Annotated in this window: 17 protein-coding genes; 5 read left to right on the plus strand and 12 right to left on the minus strand. The window is 37.8% G+C overall.

Annotation, left to right across the window (positions count from 1 at the left end; all coding sequences use genetic code 11):
• Window positions 1–7: 7 nt before the first annotated feature.
• Window positions 8–523: a phosphoribosyltransferase family protein gene (locus CRT24_RS02350; protein ID WP_099369652.1), complete on the minus strand. Its 516-nt coding sequence runs from the start codon at window positions 521–523 to the stop codon at window positions 8–10.
• Between the two features lie 102 nt (window positions 524–625).
• Window positions 626–1,201 (minus strand): C40 family peptidase, encoded by a 576-nt coding sequence (locus tag CRT24_RS02355; protein ID WP_099369653.1) that lies wholly within the window; start codon window positions 1,199–1,201, stop codon window positions 626–628.
• Window positions 1,202–1,686: 485 nt separating this feature from the next.
• Here CRT24_RS02355 and thrA point away from each other — a divergent pair, with 485 nt between their 5' ends.
• From thrA to CRT24_RS02375, 4 genes are all read left to right on the plus strand, one after another.
• Window positions 1,687–4,134 (plus strand): bifunctional aspartate kinase/homoserine dehydrogenase I, encoded by a 2,448-nt coding sequence (gene thrA / locus CRT24_RS02360; RefSeq protein WP_099369654.1) that lies wholly within the window; start codon window positions 1,687–1,689, stop codon window positions 4,132–4,134.
• Between the two features lie 22 nt (window positions 4,135–4,156).
• A complete protein-coding gene (locus tag CRT24_RS02365) occupies window positions 4,157–5,149 on the plus strand; it encodes a homoserine kinase (RefSeq protein WP_099369655.1) in 993 nt (330 codons plus the stop codon).
• A 15-nt stretch (window positions 5,150–5,164) separates the two neighbouring features.
• A complete protein-coding gene (gene thrC, locus CRT24_RS02370; RefSeq protein WP_099369656.1) occupies window positions 5,165–6,472 on the plus strand; it encodes a threonine synthase in 1,308 nt (435 codons plus the stop codon).
• Between the two features lie 109 nt (window positions 6,473–6,581).
• Complete coding sequence (locus CRT24_RS02375; RefSeq protein ID WP_099369657.1) at window positions 6,582–7,766, plus strand: class I SAM-dependent rRNA methyltransferase; 1,185 nt, start codon at window positions 6,582–6,584, stop codon at window positions 7,764–7,766.
• Between the two features lie 107 nt (window positions 7,767–7,873).
• On the opposite strand, the gene CRT24_RS02380 is transcribed toward CRT24_RS02375, so the two are convergent.
• The 10 genes from CRT24_RS02380 to CRT24_RS02425 all read right to left on the minus strand — a co-directional run bounded on the left by CRT24_RS02380 (window position 7,874) and on the right by CRT24_RS02425 (window position 16,630).
• Entirely contained in the window at window positions 7,874–8,629 is a 756-nt protein-coding gene (locus CRT24_RS02380) for an SGNH/GDSL hydrolase family protein (protein ID WP_099369658.1), read from the minus strand.
• Between the two features lie 43 nt (window positions 8,630–8,672).
• Window positions 8,673–9,860: an aspartate aminotransferase family protein gene (locus CRT24_RS02385; RefSeq protein WP_099369659.1), complete on the minus strand. Its 1,188-nt coding sequence runs from the start codon at window positions 9,858–9,860 to the stop codon at window positions 8,673–8,675.
• Between the two features lie 55 nt (window positions 9,861–9,915).
• Window positions 9,916–10,350, minus strand: a complete 435-nt coding sequence (locus CRT24_RS02390) for a hypothetical protein (protein ID WP_232046278.1) — start codon at window positions 10,348–10,350, stop codon at window positions 9,916–9,918.
• Window positions 10,350–11,285: a hypothetical protein gene (locus CRT24_RS02395; RefSeq protein WP_144034485.1), complete on the minus strand. Its 936-nt coding sequence runs from the start codon at window positions 11,283–11,285 to the stop codon at window positions 10,350–10,352. The genes CRT24_RS02390 and CRT24_RS02395 overlap by 1 nt, the downstream gene beginning before the upstream one ends.
• 34 nt (window positions 11,286–11,319) lie before the next feature.
• Window positions 11,320–11,865, minus strand: coding sequence for an RNA polymerase sigma factor (locus tag CRT24_RS02400; protein WP_099369662.1), 546 nt, complete (start codon window positions 11,863–11,865; stop codon window positions 11,320–11,322).
• Window positions 11,866–11,878: 13 nt separating this feature from the next.
• A complete protein-coding gene (locus CRT24_RS02405) occupies window positions 11,879–12,832 on the minus strand; it encodes a transketolase family protein (RefSeq protein ID WP_099369663.1) in 954 nt (317 codons plus the stop codon).
• A 25-nt stretch (window positions 12,833–12,857) separates the two neighbouring features.
• Window positions 12,858–13,706 carry a transketolase gene (locus tag CRT24_RS02410; protein WP_099369664.1) on the minus strand — a complete coding sequence of 283 codons (849 nt, stop codon included), beginning with the start codon at window positions 13,704–13,706 and terminating at the stop codon, window positions 12,858–12,860.
• Window positions 13,707–14,014: 308 nt separating this feature from the next.
• Complete coding sequence (locus CRT24_RS02415; RefSeq protein ID WP_099369665.1) at window positions 14,015–14,569, minus strand: NifU family protein; 555 nt, start codon at window positions 14,567–14,569, stop codon at window positions 14,015–14,017.
• A 75-nt stretch (window positions 14,570–14,644) separates the two neighbouring features.
• Window positions 14,645–15,994: an adenylosuccinate lyase gene (purB, locus tag CRT24_RS02420; protein ID WP_099369666.1), complete on the minus strand. Its 1,350-nt coding sequence runs from the start codon at window positions 15,992–15,994 to the stop codon at window positions 14,645–14,647.
• A 417-nt stretch (window positions 15,995–16,411) separates the two neighbouring features.
• Window positions 16,412–16,630 (minus strand): hypothetical protein, encoded by a 219-nt coding sequence (locus tag CRT24_RS02425; RefSeq protein WP_099369667.1) that lies wholly within the window; start codon window positions 16,628–16,630, stop codon window positions 16,412–16,414.
• Window positions 16,631–16,866: 236 nt separating this feature from the next.
• Between CRT24_RS02425 and CRT24_RS02430 the strand changes: the two genes are divergently transcribed.
• Window positions 16,867–18,216, plus strand: coding sequence for an acyl-CoA dehydrogenase family protein (locus tag CRT24_RS02430; RefSeq protein WP_099369668.1), 1,350 nt, complete (start codon window positions 16,867–16,869; stop codon window positions 18,214–18,216).
• Window positions 18,217–18,225 lie beyond the last annotated feature (9 nt).

Here is an 18,225-nt window from a genome sequence, read left to right on the forward strand (position 1 = left end):
GATGCGGCTATGATAAATATGCCGCATCTTCTTTTTTGTCGTATTCTTCTAATACTACCTCAACATGTTCTTTTAGGATAGTTGAAAGCTTCAAACCATAATAATCGCTAAATACAGGGAATTGATGGTGGCTACGGTCTATTAGGACAGCTGTCCGCATTCTTTTCAACGGCACATCAAGGAAAACTCCAAGTCCGTATGCCAGGGTCCTTCCGCTGTTTAAAACATCATCTATTAATATTACCACCTTGTTCTTCGCAGACTCTACTGGTACGTCTGTTGTGGCTTCCAGATTGCGCTTAGTTTTTTGAACTGTTACTTTGATCAATTCAAATGTTTTGTCTGGAGCTATCTCCTTTAATATTTTCTGTAATCTTTCGGCAAAAACATATCCTCTGTCTGCCAAACCTACCAACACAATAGTTGGTTCATCAAAGTTGTCTTCGATGATTTGATATGCGATTCTTTTGGACTTCTGTAAAATTTGCTCCTTATTTAATATAAGTGTTTTCTTAGATGACATTGTAGCTATTTTAATAGGGGTAAATTTAGCAAAAATTTAAAAAATAAAGTCCGAAAGTATGACTCTCGGACTTTATTTTATATTTAATATTTTTTGATCGATCTAGTGTAGATTGGATTTATTAGTTGGGTTTGCATCTGCCGTCATGATACGTTCTGATTCATCCACTTTAGGGCGTCCACCATTATAATAATATCTTTTCCAGTATGCTTCATTTAAATTGCTAACCATAACACCTTTGCTAGATGATGCATGTGCGAATTTATCGTCACCTAAATAAACACCAACATGTGTAATGCTTCTGCTTCTGATTTTGAAGAATACTAAGTCTCCAGGTTGTAAATCATTCTTACGGATAGGAGTTACATTGGAATATTGATTGCGACTATTGTAGCCAATAGTAGTATTAAATACATTTTCGTAAACTGCTAAAGAGAATTTAGAACAGTCAATACCTCTTTTAGAATCACCACCTAAACGGTAAGGAGTTCCTAACCATTCGTATACAAATTGATAAAGTTTAGTGTTTGTAGTAGCGTTTGAGGCAACGCCCATGATTTGGGAGAAGTACTCTTTTGCTAGGTTATCAGGGTCTGAGGATTTTTGGCTGGTTTGAGCCTGCGAGAATAGACATAAGCCTATGAATAGCATCACTGCCACTAGTTTCTTTGTTTTCATTAATTCGCTAAATTTATACAACCATATGCTCCCTGAAATCCTTCATTTTACTGTAATTTTTCAAACGAGCTGAAGCAAATCTAATACATACTGTATAGAATTCAAAACAATCCTTCATAAATTTAACAAAGTTTTAACACTTTTAACATTTAACCAAAATCGATAATCATCTACATTTTTGAAAAAAAATCCCCGAAAATAGGCTCTATCGCCTGGTATCTCTCTTTTTTATGTTTTTTAATAATTTTTTAATAAAACTTATCAGATATATGAAATTTTATAATATATTTGAGAAATCAAAATCAAATTTAATGTTAAACTCATCTATTATTATTACAATTATCATTACCACCGGGGCAGAAACCAGGAGGAAGTGACTCTATTGTATAGTAAATAGTACAGATATTAGAAGCCTTCCTCTTACGAGGAGGGCTTTTTTATTTTGAAAAAACAAAACTAACAGTAAATAAACAGCTTTAAAGCACATGAAAATTTTAAAATTTGGCGGAACATCCGTAGGTTCCGTAGAAAGTATCAAAGCAGTTCTATCCATCGTCAAAGAATCTTATGATGCTGGTGAAAAGCCTTTAGTCGTTCTGTCAGCCATGTCTGGAATCACCAACCTATTGACAAAAATGGCTGAAGATGCTGCAGAAGGCAAACCTTTCGCTGAGGACCTCAAGTTAATGGAAGAAAAACATTTCGAAGTAGTCAAGAAATTGATTGCTGTGAAATTTCAAAACCCTGTTCTTACAAGACTTAAATTGTTAATCAATGAACTTGAAGATCTTCTGCAGGGGGTAACAGCACTAAAGGAACTCAGCAACCAAAGTAAAGACCTTATTATTTCCTATGGTGAGCGTTGTAGCAATTACCTTGTTTCAAAAATAATGGAACAAGAAATCCCCGAATCAGAGTATATCAATGCGTCATATTATATAAAGACAGATTCAAATTTTGGGAATGCCCACCTGAATGAACCATTGACTAATCAGCTTATTCAAGCACTCTCTCAAACACATGCTGATAAACTCCTCTTTGTAACAGGATTTATTGGTTCTAACGAGAAAGGACGTATTACCACTCTTGGTCGTGGAGGCTCTGATTATACGGCTGCTATTTTTGGTTCTGTATTAAATGCTACAGCGATTGAAATTTGGACAGATGTAAATGGAATGCTTACTGCTGATCCTAGAATCGTGAAAAAGGCTTTTTCTTTACCTTTGCTTTCATATACTGAAGCTATGGAGCTTTCATATTTCGGAGCAAAAGTCATTTACCCACCGACCATGGTTCCAGCTTTCATGAAAAAAATCCCTATTGTTATCCGCAATACTTTTCAGCCGAAATTTCCAGGAACGGTTATTCAATTTGAGAGTGGTAAATCAGCTTATCCAATCAAAGGTATATCTTCAATCTCAGAAGTATCTGTGATCAATCTGACTGGTTCTGGAATGGTTGGTAAATCAGGTTTCAGCGGAAGGCTCTTCACGCTACTTGCCCGAGAGCAGATCAATGTCATTCTAATTACCCAATCGTCCTCTGAACACAGTATTACATTTGCGGTAAATCCAAATGATTCTCAAAAGGCTGTTGAGTTGATTCAAAATGAGTTTGAGCTTGAATTATTGGCGAATAAATTGTCCATGCCAGTAGTTGAAGGAGACCTATCTATCTTGGCGATTGTTGGGGAGAACATGAAACGTACTCCAGGTATGTCTGGAAAACTATTCCATGCCTTAGGTCGGAATGGTATCAATGTTCGAGCTATTGCGCAAGGATCTTCAGAATTCAATATATCTGTTATCATCAACAAGGAGGATTTATCAAAAGCCCTCAATGCTGTGCATGATGCCTTTTTTGCTGAGTTGAAGAAAACTCTTCATGTGTTCAATATAGGAACTGGTAATATAGGGTCAACATTATTTAGTCAGCTAAATAAACAGCATGACTTTCTGGAAGAGCAGAATGATATCGAAATCAAAGTCGTTGGGATTTCTAATTCGCGCAGGATGTATTTCAATGAGGATGGAATTGACCTGAACAGCTGGAAAGAAGAATTGGAAAATGATGGCGAAGTTGCCGATTTAGCGACCTTTATTTCCAAAATGCAGGAGATGAATCTTCCGAATTGTGTGTTCATAGATAATACAGCCAGCAAATTGCCTTCAACCTATTATGAAAATATTTTTCAGTCTAATATTTCCATAGTGACTTGTAATAAGATTGCCAATTCTGGTGAATATTCCCAATATAAATTGTTACACGAGACTGCTCGCAAGCATGGCGTGGATTTCTTTTATGAAACGAATGTCGGTGCAGGCTTGCCAATTGTGAGGGTATTAAAAGACCTGATGATGAGCGGCGATAGATTATTGAAGATTGAGGCCATTCTTTCAGGTACAATCTCTTATATCTTTAATAACTTTAAAGGAGATGCTTCTTTCTATGATGTAGTGAAGAAGGCTCAGGAACTTGGTTTTACTGAGCCCGATCCTAGAGATGATTTGGGAGGAATAGATTTTATGCGCAAGATGTTGATTCTTGGAAGGGATGCGGGTTATCCTATTGAATCTTCAGACGTAGAATTGGGGAATATTTTGCCTGAGAGTTGTTTGCAAGCAAATTCTGTAGATGAATTCTACGCAGAACTTTTGAAAGCAGATGATTATTTCAACAATCTAAAGAGAGAGGCGGAGGAGCAAGGGAAAGTAATTCGATATATTGGATCTCTTGAAAATGGGAAAGTATCTATCAGCCTTCAAATGGTTGATGAAAGTCATCCATTCTATGCGCTATCTGGAAGTGATAATATTATCTCCTTCACAACGGAGCGTTATAAGGAACGTCCATTAGTTGTGAAAGGACCTGGTGCAGGCGCTGAAGTTACCGCTGCTGGCGTATTTGCAGATTTAGTAAACGTAGGCGCTTAATTCAAATATAAATAAAGAAAAAATGTCAAATCCTGAACAAGTATTAAATAAGCAAAGCAAAATAAATCAAGATCACTGGCTAGATGAAGTTAGGGTATTTGCCCCAGCAACCGTAGCTAATATGATCTGTGGATTTGATATTCTTGGTTTTGCCGTTGACAAGCCTGGCGACGAGGTGTATATGCAAAGGGTTGGTAATCCTGGTGTAAGGATCCGTTCAATAAAAGGAGATGATGGCCGTTTGCCTCTAGATCCGGATAAAAATACAGTAAGTGCTTGTGTAATGATGCTCTTGGCCCATCTTGGTCTAGAAACTGAAATTGGAGTTGAGATAGAATTAACAAAGCATATGCCCATTGGAAGTGGTTTGGGGTCGAGTTCTGCAAGTACCGTAGCTGGCTTATTTGCCATCAATACCTTACTAGGTAATCCATTAACAAAGGATGAATTAATGCCATTCTGTGTTGAAGGTGAAAGACTTGCTTGTGGACATGGTCATGCAGACAATGTTGCTCCTGCCCTAATGGGGGGGATAACATTGATCCGTGGTTCCCAACCATTGGATATAATAAATTTGCCTGTACCTGACCAATTGGTTGCTGGGATAGTGTTTCCACAGGTTGATGTGCCAACGAGAGATGCCAGACAATTGATCAAGGAAAAGGTCTCCCTAAAGGATGCAGTAGTTCAATGGGGAAACATTGCTGGCCTTGTATCTGGCTTGTACCGCAATGATTATGAGTTGATCAGCAGAAGCATGCATGATGTACTGATTGAACCAACTCGCGCTATCCTTATCCCGGAATTCTATGAAATGAAACGAATTGCGATGGATTCAGGTGTTTTGAGCTTTGGTATATCAGGCTCAGGACCTTCTGTCGTTGCTATTAGTAAAGGTTTTGAAGCAGCCCAACTAGCAGTCGACCGGATTCAAGAACACTTGACCGCAAATGGCATCGAGAGTTTACAATTTGTTTCTGCGGTTAATGCAGAAGGCCCAAAAGTTTTATCTTAATCTAAACCTAACAAAATGCAATTTTACAGTACTAACAATAAAGACTTAAGAGTTTCCTTTCAAGAGGCTGTATTCAACTCATTGCCTCAGGATAAAGGGTTATATATGCCCGAGGCGATTCCTCAATTGGATCCTTATTTTATAAAAAACATTCAACAATATTCTTTTCAGGAGATTGCTTTTCAAATTGCCAATGCCATCATAGGCAAGGATATTCCTGCGGATGACCTCAAGAAGATTATCAATGAAGCGATTAATTTTGATGCTCCATTGGTTTTTTTAAATTCGGAAACGGCAGTCTTGGAATTGTTTCATGGTCCTTCTTATGCCTTCAAAGATTTTGGAGCACGATTTATGAGCCGAGTAATGGGTTATTTTTCCAATAAAGGTGACCAATTATTAGATGTGTTGGTGGCTACCTCTGGTGATACCGGGGGAGCCGTAGCATTGGGGTTTCTTGGAGTAGAGGGTACTCGTGTAACCATATTGTATCCAAAAGGAAAAGTATCAAAGGTGCAAGAAGAGCAGTTGACAACGAATGGACAAAATATAAGGGCATTGGAAGTTGATGGAACCTTTGATGATTGCCAGGCATTAGTCAAGCAAGCGTTCAATGATCCTGAGCTTAACCAGAAACTGAGATTGACTTCAGCTAACTCAATTAATATTGCGAGATTAATCCCTCAAACATTCTACTATTTCTGGGCTTACGCTCAATTAAAATCCCAAGGATTGAATGAGGTTGTTTTTACAGTTCCGAGTGGAAATTTTGGAAATATTGGGGCTGGCCTATTAGCTTATAAAATGGGCTTGCCTGTTTCTCATTTTGTTGCAGGAACGAATGTTAATGATACTGTTCCGCGGTTTTTGAATTCAGGAGCTTATGAACCAAAAGCTTCGATACAAACTTTAGCAAATGCTATGGATGTTGGGAATCCTAGTAATTGGGTTCGTATTCAGGATTTATTTGAAAATAATTTTGAAGAATTGAAAGGTATGGTCAGCTCATATACTTATAAGGATGAAGAAACAAAAGTGGGTATGGACGAATTATTTAATAAATACAAATATGTTGCTTGCCCACATACAGCCATAGCTTATCTAGCATCTGAGGCTTATCGAAAGGAACATCCAGGTGAGTACGCTTCTGTTTTTCTTTCGACTGCGCATCCATGCAAATTCCCTGAGGCAATAGATTCTGATGTTTACAAACAAGTAAAATTGCCTGTTGGAGCAGAAAACCTACATGGCAAGCCGAAACTAGCTGAAGACCTGGAAGTGGATTACACTGCTTTCAAGGACTATTTAATAAGAAACAATTAAACCAATCCTCTATTAATCTAAGTAGAAAAGGAAGGCGGAATAAATTTTATTCTGCCTTTTTTATTTGCGGATTAAATATTTTCTTCCAATTCTATTTATTTTTGCATTCATGAATAAAATAATCCTGAACAAAGGAAAGGATAAAGCCGCTTGGCAATTACACCCATGGGTTTTTTCTGGAGCTATTTCAAAGGCTCTTGGCAAACCACAAAATGGAGATATCGTTTCTGTTTACAATATAGAAGATGAGTTTATTGCCTATGGTATGTACAATGGAAATTCCAGGGTGGCAGTCCGTTTATTGGAATGGGATCCTCGAAATGAGATTGACGAGCAATGGTGGCGGAATCGTGTCAAGAAGGCTGTAAATAATCGTTTAAGTCTATTGACCGACCAAAACAATACAGTGCGGTTAATCTTTGCGGAGGCAGATTTCCTTCCTGGATTAATAGCTGATAAATATGCAGATTATATCTCAGTCCAAATCCACTCTGCTGGTATTGAGCGGGTCAAGGATATCATCATAGACGAATTGGCTCAATTGCTTGAACCCAAAGGAATATATGAGCGCAGCGACCTGAAATCGAGAGAATATGAAGGGCTTCCCGATACCAATGGGAAATTATTTGGAGATGTACCTCCAGAATTCGTCGATATTATTGAAAATGGAATTCATTATCAAGTCAATATCGTTGAAGGACAGAAATCTGGTTTCTACTGTGATCAACGTGAGAACCGCGCTATCACTGCAAAATATGTAAAGGGCAAAAAAGTGTTGGATTGCTTTAGCTATTCAGGAGGATTTACTTTAAATGCATTTCGCGAGGGAGCAAGTTCTGTAACCTCAGTTGACAGCTCTGCATTGGCCATTGAAACATTAAACAATAATATAAAAATCAATGGGTTCGACAGTAAAAACCATGTTGCTGTTCAATCAGATGTTAACAAATACCTGCGTGAATTAGGGGAACAAGGAGAGAAATTTGACCTTATTGTTTTGGACCCTCCAAAATATGCGCCATCAAGGGCAGCTCTTGAAAAAGCTTCTCGGGCTTACAAGGATTTGAATAGACGTGGCTTAATGCTATTGAACAGTGGGGGCTTGTTGGCTACTTTTTCATGTTCTGGTGCTATGGATATTGAAACCTTTAAACAGGTTATTGCCTGGGCGGCATTGGATGCTGGTAAAGAAATACAATTTATCTACCAGTATTGCCAGCCTGAAGATCATCCCGTAAGAGCATCTTTTCCCGAAGGAGAATATCTGAAAGGATTGTTGGTAAGGGTTGTCTAAACATTGCTTTCGTCTAAAATATGTTGATAAAGAAAAACAGGTTGGATTATGTTCCAACCTGTTTTTCTTTATTTAAGATTTATATTTTATGATGCTCTCTTCGTATATTATTTAATCAGGTTCAACCATGCCTCAGCCATCAGATTTGCTCCAGCCATGGTTGTATGTACACCATCGGTTGTCCAATAACCACCGTCGCTATTTCTTTTCAATCCTTGATCAAAAATTTGTTGGTATGGAAGGAAGATCGCGCCATATTCTTGGGCTATCTCTTTTGCGACATTTTGATATTTTGGGAATTCAGGGTACCAAGCATCAGTTACATGTTTTACATTTTTCACTCCAAATGGTTCGATGATAATCAATTTTACATTTGGCAATGCTGATTTTGTTGAGTCCAATAATTGTTTATATTGGGCTTTATATTCGGCGGGTGTGTTTTTAGCACCGCTATCCATTGTTCTCCAAAAATCATTAACTCCGATCATAATGCTCAAGATATTAGGTTTAATATCTAGGGCATCCTCTTGCCAACGATTGATCAGGTCTGGAACGCGGTTGCCGCTAATCCCTCTGTTATATACTTTAATGTCTTTATCTGCATATTTGTTAAGAAGAGTGCTCGCTGCCATAAAGGCATATCCATTGCCGAAGGCATTCCCATCATTAGGTTTTAAATTTTGCTTGTTTCGGCCAGCATCGGTTATGGAATCACCTTGAAATAAAATGACATCCCCTTTGTTGATGCTTAATTTGGCTTTTGCACCTGTTGAAAAGTCAATGGCACTAGCCAATGATGTTCCTAAGCCAGCTGCTCCAAGTGTCAACAAGCTCTTCTTTAAAAAATCTCTTCTATTATCCATTTTTGCTTATATAGGTTGATATTGTATAAGCAATTTAATTATTCTAACAGAATTTGGCAATTCCTGCCTTAATTATTTTACAAGATTCAATGATCTGCTGATCAGAAATTGTCAATGGTGGTGCTATTCGTAAGGCTGTTTCACAATGTAAATACCAATCGATGATTAATCCTTGGTTTGCACAATAATTGCTGACCTGATATACTTGGTCAAAGTTTTCCAGCTGTAAGCACATCATAAGTCCCAATCCACGGATTTCTTTGATTTGAGGGATATTCAATTCAGACCTGAACAAGTTTGCTTTTCTTTCAACATCTTGAACTAGGCTCTCTTCTTGAATAACTTTTAGGGAGGCTCTTGCTGCAGCACAACTTACGGGATGTCCACCGAAAGTCGTGATGTGTCCAAGCATAGGGTTATCTTTTATAACATCCATGATTTCTTTTGGTGCGACAAAAGCTCCGAGAGGCATTCCACCGCCGATTCCTTTTGCTAGCATCAAAATGTCTGGAATAATTTCGAAGTGTTCGAAGGCAAATAGTTTTCCTGTTCTACCGAATCCAGTTTGAATTTCGTCGAAAATTAAAAGAGTCCCTGTTTCAGTACATTTTTGCCTTAAAGCTTGCATATATTCCTTTGAAGGAACTCTTACACCTGCTTCACCTTGAACCGCTTCAACTATTACTGCTGCGGTATTCTCGGTAATATTGGCTAGGTCATCGATATTGTTGAACTCAATAAATGATATCTCTGGAAGTAGGGGAGCATAGGCTGCTCTATATTCATCATTGCCAATTAAGCTAAGTGCACCTTGGGTACTACCATGATAGGCATGTTTTGCTGCAATTATCTGACGTCTGCCTGTATATTTTTTAGCAATTTTCATCGAACCTTCCACAGCTTCAGCTCCGGAATTGGTGAAATATACAGATTGAAATGAATTTGGAAGTACTTCCAATAATTCTGTTGCCAGCTGGACTTGTGGAGCCTGAACAAATTCTCCATAAACCGTGACATGCATAAAACGATTCAATTGATCTTGAATGGCTTCTAAAACCTTTGGATGTCTATGCCCAATGTTGCTTACATTAAAACCTGAAACCAAGTCCATGTATTTCTCACCGTTTGGACCATATAGATAAACGCCTTCGGCGCGTTCAATTTCTAATAATCGTGGTGAGTTGGAAGTCTGAGCAGTGTTTTTTAGGAAAAGTTCTCTATTGCTAATCATGATTGGGCAAAGATAGGGATAAAAAAAAGAAGCTCTAATATTTGAGCTTCTTTCTTTAATGTTGTCTTCTGCTATTAAGTTCTTTATATAGCAGTTCTATAAATTCTTGTTCTACAGAGAAGAATTGTGATGCTCGGGACTGGCCTACAACATCTGCGAACTTGGCTCTGTATTTTTTCTTGATATCTACTTCTTGAGCGTCGAATTCGATTGCATCGTTTCCTGGTCTGAACGAATTACCTCTTGTGCGATCAATTTGATTGCCTCTTGATTTTTTTGATTTGACACTTCTAATTTCTTTCGTATACTGATTGTATAATGGAAAGAACTTTTGCGCTTCAGTAGGAGTCAGTCTCAGTTGTTTGGTAATATATGCCGTTTTTTGGTTCTCAATTTGTTCAAACCTTTCTTGGCGAGACTGTCCATTCGCAACAAAACAAGCTATCCAAATCAAAAAAAGCGTTGAAATAATATGTTTTAAACGAATCATTATAAGGTATAATTTAAGTAATCTTCTAAAACGTCTTTATCAATTCCCGACCCTACGCCTTTAGATTCTTCTGGTTGATAGATGTACTCTGCATAGTACTCTAGATCCGAAGCATCGCTGTAGTTTGACAGGTAGTTGATGATTTCTTCTTCAGGAATTTCATTCAACGACAACTGTTCCGCTTCCATGGGTTGGTTATTATCTGCATTGTACACAGATACTCCGATTACAGCTGCCACACAAGCTGCTGCTGCTGAAGTTAACCAAGCATAGACTTTCCCTTTCTTCCTAGAATCTGAAGTTTTAGACTCATCACGTGAAGGCAATTGTATAACCTTCTTGTCCTGAACTTTGTCAAGGATTGCAGCAGACATTTGGTCGAAATATCCCGCAGGGACTTCAAATCCTTCAGTCTGAACCTGAGTTTTCAATTCTTCGGTATAAATTGAAGCCATGATTTGATCATCGGCTTGTTCAAAATATCCTTCTGGAACTGTAAATCCTGGTTCTGCAATTTCCAGTGTTAACTCTTCTTCTTCAATTCTATTCAGAATTCGAGCAGTTAAGTCATCAAAGTAACCCGTAGGAACTTCTTCATTTTCCAATTCTTTAATCCCATCGATTTTCACTTGGGCAAGAATTTGGTCGCTCATTTGATCAAAATATTGATCAGGTACGGAGAATGTTTCGGCATCCTTGAATTGCTCGATCTTAATCTGACCTAACAATTGAGATTCTTGTTGTTCGAAGAATCCTTTTGGTGTGCTCAATCCTATTTTTCCTGTGTCTGAAATTTGATCCAATTTAGCAAAGAATAAACTTCTTTCGGCTAGCTTTTCAAAGTAATTTTCAGGTACAATGAAAGGGTTGACACGCAACGAGTTAGGTAGTTGATTGTCTCCTAAGTTTTCGTAATATGTGTTATTTTCTTTCATAGTACCATAATAGATAGGTTTTGCGTCAAAAGGTTTAATCGTTTGAGGCAAAAAAGTTCTCTATTTTTTTAACTGCTAAATGGTATGAAGCTTTTAATGCTCCTACACTTGTTCCCAACACTTCTGATATTTCTTCATACTTCATATCTTCAAAATATTTCATGTTGAATACCAAGCGTTGCTTGTCAGGCAAGGTTAATAATGCCTGTTGTAATTTCATTTGCGCTTTGTCACCATTGAAATAAGCACCGTCTGCCAAGGAATCAGATAAATAAGCAGAGTTTTCATCATCTAATGAAACACTCTGCTTTTGTTTTTTCTTGTTCAAGAAGGTGATACACTCATTGGTTGCAATGCGATATAACCAAGTATACAACTGAGAATCTTCCCTGAATTTCTCAAGATTACGCCATACTTTGATAAATATATCTTGTACAACATCATCAGCATCGTCGTGGTCAATGACCATTCTTCTGACATGCCAATAAATCTTTTGCTGATATTTTTTTAGCAGTAAACGGAAAGCCTCTTCACGAGTTTTCTCATCCGCAAACTTTGCTATTATCAGGGAATCTTCCATAGATAGTTGATTGTTATTTTCTTGTAATTACTTTACGTACTGCATTTACAATATTTGCAGCATTTAGACCGTATTTCTCCATCAATTGTGCTGGAGTACCCGATTCACCGAAGCTATCGTCCACTGCCACGTATTCTTGCGGAGTTGGTAATTTCTTAGCCAATAATTGAGCCACACTGTCACCAAGACCACCTAAGCGGTTATGTTCTTCAGCAGTAACTACACATCCTGTTTTTGTAACCGATTTAAGTACAGCTTCTTCATCCAAAGGTTTAATGGTGTGGATATTGATGATTTCGGCATTGATACCTAATTTTTCTAATTCCTCACCTGCTTGGATTGCTTCCCATACTAAGTGACCTGTAGCGATGATAGTAACATCAGTTCCTTCATTCAACATGATTGCCTTGCCAATTTCGAATTTTTGATCAGCAGGAGTGAAGTTCGGAACTACAGGGCGGCCAAAACGCAAATATGCAGGACCTTCATGGTCTACTAACGCAATAGTAGCTGCTTTTGTTTGGTTGAAGTCGCAAGGGTTAATAACTGTCATGCCTGGCAACATTTTCATCAAACCGATATCTTCAAGGATTTGGTGAGTAGCGCCATCTTCTCCAAGGGTCAAACCTGCGTGTGAAGCACAGATTTTTACATTCTTACCTGAATAAGCAATGGATTGACGGATTTGGTCGTAAACACGGCCAGTAGAGAAGTTTGCGAATGTACCAGTGAAAGGAATTTTACCACCGATAGTAAGACCCGCAGCGATACCCATCATGTTTGCTTCCGCAATACCGATTTGGAAGAAACGCTCAGGGAATGCTTTTATAAAGTCGTTCATTTTTAATGAACCGATTAAGTCAGCACATAAGGCTACTACGTTCTCATTTTGTTGACCAGCTTCTAATAAACCGGCTCCGAAACCTGAACGTGTATCTTTTGATTCTGTGTATGTATATTTTTTCATTACAAAAACTAACGTCTAAAGAATATTAATAATCACCTATGGTTCTAGGGATTTGGTTTAAAGCTGATTCTAATTGCTCATCATTTGGAGCAACACCATGCCATTTGTGAGATCCCATCATGAAATCTACACCTGAGCCCATTTCTGTGTGCAATAGGATAATAACTGGTTTTCCTTTGCCAGTACGAGATTTAGCCTCGTCCAAGCCAGCAATTACTGCTGCCATGTTGTTACCATTGTCCACCTCTAGAACATCCCATCCGAAAGCTTCCCACTTAGCACGTAGGTTACCTAATGAAAGTACTTGGTCAGTAGAGCCATCGATTTGTGCACGGTTGTAGTCAACAGCAGCAATAATATTGTCTACTTTATTGTGAGGGGCATACATCGCTGCTTCCCAAACTTGTCCTTCTTGCAATTCACCGTCACCCATTAATACGTAAACTAAATTGTTGTCTTTGTTCAACTTTTTAGCTTGCGCTGCGCCTAAAGCAACCGATAATCCTTGTCCTAAAGATCCTGATGCTACACGGATACCTGGAAGGTGCTCATGTGTAGTAGGGTGGCCTTGAAGACGTGAGTCAATCTTTCTGAAAGTTGACAATTCGCTCACTGGAAAATATCCAGCTCTTGCCAATGTACTGTAGAAAACAGGTGAAATGTGACCGTTTGATAAGAAGAATATATCTTCCCCAATACCATCCATGTTAAATGATGGATCATGCTTCATCGCATGAAAATACAATGCAACGAAATAATCAGTACAGCCCAAAGAACCCCCTGGGTGACCTGATTGACATGCATGTACCATACGAACGATGTCTCTTCTTACTTGTGAAGCGATTTGTTCAAGTTTGTTTATGTCTGCACTCATTTTAAAGTATAATATTTCGATAATTTGCGGATAAAGTTAATGATTTTTAATGGACTACAGGGGCTTAAACTGAATTATTTAATTAAGGAGCTGGATGTGAGATTTGAGATATGGGATTTGAGATAGAAAATGCTGAAGCATTTGAGATCAGATAATTTGCACTTATGGATAATGACTAGACATAAGTTAAAAAATAAGGAAGGTTTTGGATTTTCGGAATGGATTTTTGAAGAATTAAATCCATAAAAAAGAGCCTGGTAATTATTCCCAAGCTCTTTAATTCTTTATCTATGTGTTTGTTAATACAATTACATTGCTTCTGCTACCACTTCTTCTACTTCTGGCACCATACGCTTCAATAAGCCTTCGATACCTGCTTTAAGCGTAATTGTTGAAGAAGGACATCCTGAACATGAACCTCTAAGTTCAACGGTTACTTTGCCATCTTCGAAAGATTTGTATGCAATCGCTCCACCATCTTGTTCTACCGCAGGGCGTACATAATCATGCAATACTTGTTGAATCTTAACTTCAACATCAGATCCTTCGAATACAACATCTTCTGAATGTTCGATAGGTTTTACAGCAAGCTCTGATTCAACAGCACCTTTCACAAACTCCTTCAATAAAGCTTCGATATCAGACCATTCCGCATCATCAGTCTTGGTAATGGTAACGAAATTGCTGGCAAAGAATACTCCGTTCACAAAATTGAACTTGAATAATTCCTTTGCGAAAGCAGACTCTTGAGCCTTTTCTCTATCAGGATAATCCAAACTGCCGTTGATCAATAATTTATTAACCAAAAACTTCATTGTAGCAGGATTTGGAGTGCTCTCTGTATATACGTTAATAGTTGCCATGTTCTAAAATTCTAATTTGAAAAAACAAATATACTGTAAATACCCGTTCGGATACGTCATTACATGGTAAAAGCTTTACAGCTTAACACCAGTGTAATTGCTAGGAGAGATTGATTTGATCTCTTCCTTAACTTCTTCGCTCACATTTAATTGGTCAACGAAGGCAGCAATAGTATCTTTTGTAACATGCGTATTTGTACGTGTTAAATCTTTCAAAGCCTCATAAGGTTTTGGATAACCTTCACGGCGTAGGATAGTTTGAATCGCCTCCGCCACTACTGCCCAGTTGTTTTCAAGGTCTTCTTGGAAAGCTGACTCATTCAAAATCAATTTTCTCAATCCTCTTAAGGTTGATTTAATAGCGATCAAGGTGTAAGCAAAAGGAACACCGATATTTCTCAAGACAGTAGAGTCGGTTAAATCTCTTTGCAATCTTGAAATCGGAAGTTTAGCAGCTAAGTGTTCGAATACCGCATTTGCCAATCCCAAATTTCCTTCAGCATTTTCAAAGTCAATTGGATTAACTTTGTGAGGCATCGCCGAAGATCCAATTTGACCTGCTGTAATTTTTTGCTTAAAGTAATCCAAGGAGATATAGGTCCATATATCACGACAAAGGTCGATCATAATATTATTGATGCGTTTTAGTCCATCGCAACTTGCAGCAAAATTATCGTAATGTTCAATTTGTGTCGTTGTTTGTGATCTATCTAATCCTAAGACCTCATTGACGAATTTATTTCCAAACTCAACCCAATTGTTCTGTGGGTAAGCAACGTGATGTGCATTGAAGTTTCCGGTTGCACCTCCAAATTTTGCTGAAAATGGAACTTGGTTCAATAAGTTCAATTGTTTTTCAATTCTTTCGATGAAAACTTTGATTTCTTTTCCTAAGCGAGTAGGTGATGCCGGTTGACCATGAGTACGTGCCAACATAGATACATTTTCCCATTCTGCACTTAATTTTTTGAGCTCGTCAACCAATTCATTAATTGCTGGCTGATAAACATCTTTCAATGCTGCTTTCCACGAATAAGGTATTGCTGTATTGTTAATGTCCTGAGAAGTTAACCCGAAATGGATAAACTCTAATGAATCATTAAGACCTAATTTTTCGAATTCATTCTTCAAAAAATATTCTACTGCTTTGACATCATGGTTGGTTACTTTCTCTGTATCCTTGATCCATTGAGCGTCTTCTAAGCTAAAATTGCGATAGATATCGCGTAACTTATCATTTAAGCTGCCATCAAAATGAGCTAATTGTTGAATGCCAGATTCCGAAAGGGAAATGAAATATTCAACCTCCACTAAAACGCGGTATTTTATTAATGCGAATTCAGAAAAGTAATTCGATAGATCTTTTGTGGTATTGTAATATCTGCCATCAATGGGAGTGATTGCAGTTAATGCTGATAAAGTCATTCTGTATTTTTTAGTATGAAGGCAAAAATAAGAAATAGATATGAGATATGAGATATGAGATTTGCGACAGTAGGGGTGATAGGGGAGATCAGATATGAGATTTGAGATATGGGATATGAGACAGGAGGGGTGATAGGGGAAATCAGATATGAGATGTGAGATATGGGATATGAGACAGTAGGGGTGATAGGGGAACTGGATATGAGATGTGGGATATGGGATTTGTGACAGTAGGGGTGATAGGGGAAGGTTTAATATGCGAGGTTAGATATGAGATTTGCGACAGGAGGAAAGTTAGAGTTAGATAGTTTGTCGCTTTCTATCTCACATCTCATAACTCATATCCCACATCTACCCTTAAACAACAAAAGCCCGTTTCTAAAACGGGCTTTTGAAGTATTTTTTAATCTGTTCGGATTATTGAACGTTTTTCAATGAATCAGCGATTGAATCACCAGTAGCACGAACTGAATCAGCTACGTTTTCTAATGAATCAGCTACGTTTTCAGTAGTTGAATCAACAACGTTTGACAAAGAGTCAGCTGTTTCTTCAGTTTTAGTTTCAGCGTTGTTACAAGAAGCAACAGCGATAGTTAATGCTAAACCTAAGAATCCGAATTTGAATAAATTTTTCATTTTTAATTTTCTATTTAGTTGAAACAAATTTGTTTATTTAATTCTTAATACCCAATACCTAAAAAGGTAACCCAAGAAATAATATTTTTTTAATTTTTTTATTAAACCCACTGATAGTCAGTGTGTTGTTTTTAATTATTTTTCTAAAGGCAGGGCAAATATACTACTGTTTTGTTGATTTGCAACATTAAAACACAAAAATTGTTATATTTCTGTTAAATATTTAAACAAATAATATGTTAGATAAGGTAAAAAATATCCTAAAGCTCATTAAATCAGTGGATTTGGAGCAATTAGAAAAAATATCAAAAAAAGTAGATTTAGCAGAAGTTTTGGGCGCAGTATCTAAAATGGACGAAAATCAGCTAAAAATGGCTATGAAAATGTTGACAGGAAGTAAAAAGAAAAAAGATCCACCTCCTATCAATGCCGACTTTTATGATATTTCAGCCAAATTATCAGAAGAAGACAGAGCCCTACAGATGAAAGTCCGTTCCTTTCTTGAAACTGAAATCAAACCATTAGTAAATAAATATTGGTTGCGTGATGAATTCCCGTTCGAAATTATTCCTAAGCTTAGGGAATTGAATGTATGTGGATATGTATATGAGGGATATGGCTGCGCTGGAGGAAGTTCCTTAATGGACGGTATTATCGCTGCAGAATTTGGCAGGGTAGACCCCTCGATCGCTACCTTCCTTGGTGTTCAAAGCGGATTAGCCATGGGATCCATTTATATGTGTGGTTCTGAAGAACAGAAAAATGAATGGCTACCTCAAATGCAACAACTTAACAAGATTGGTGCCTTTGGCCTTACAGAACCTTTAGTGGGGTCTGCAACGGCAGGTGGACTAACAACAACTTGTAAAAGAGATGGTGACAAATGGATACTAAATGGGCAGAAAAAATGGATTGGAAACTCCACATTTTCTGATATCACAATAATCTGGGCAAGAGATTTAGATGATCAGCAGGTGAAAGGTTTTATTGTCCGCAAAGAGAATCCAGGCTTTGCTGTAGAGAAAATCAAGGATAAGATGGCTCTGCGTATCGTTCAGAATGGTTTGATTACGTTGACAGATTGCGTAGTGCCCGAATCTGACCGTCTTCCATACGCCAATTCCTTTAAAGACACCGCAAAGGTACTTCAAATGACAAGGGCAGGTGTAGCTTGGATGGCAGTAGGATGTGCTCGAGGAGCCTACGAAAACGCTCTAGATTATACAATAAAAAGAGAACAGTTTGGAAAACCTATTGCATCTTTCCAATTAATTCAAAACCATCTGGTTGAAATGCTTTCCAATCTTACAGCAATGCAAACATTGGTATTCCGCTTATCTGAATTGCAAGATGACGATAAACTGAAAGATGAACACGCTTCCTTAGCGAAAGTATTCTGTACCCTCCGAATGCGAGATATAGTATCGAAAGCTAGAGAAGTAATGGGAGGTAATGGTATTCTATTAGAATATAATGTTGCCCGTTTCTTGGCCGATGCCGAAGCAATCTATTCATACGAAGGAACAAAAGAAATCAACTCCTTGATCGTTGGAAGAAGCATTACAGGGTTTAGTGCGTTTGTATAAGGTAGATGT

It is taken from the genome of Sphingobacterium sp. 1.A.5 (assembly GCF_002734235.1).
GTDB lineage: Bacteria > Bacteroidota > Bacteroidia > Sphingobacteriales > Sphingobacteriaceae > Sphingobacterium > Sphingobacterium daejeonense.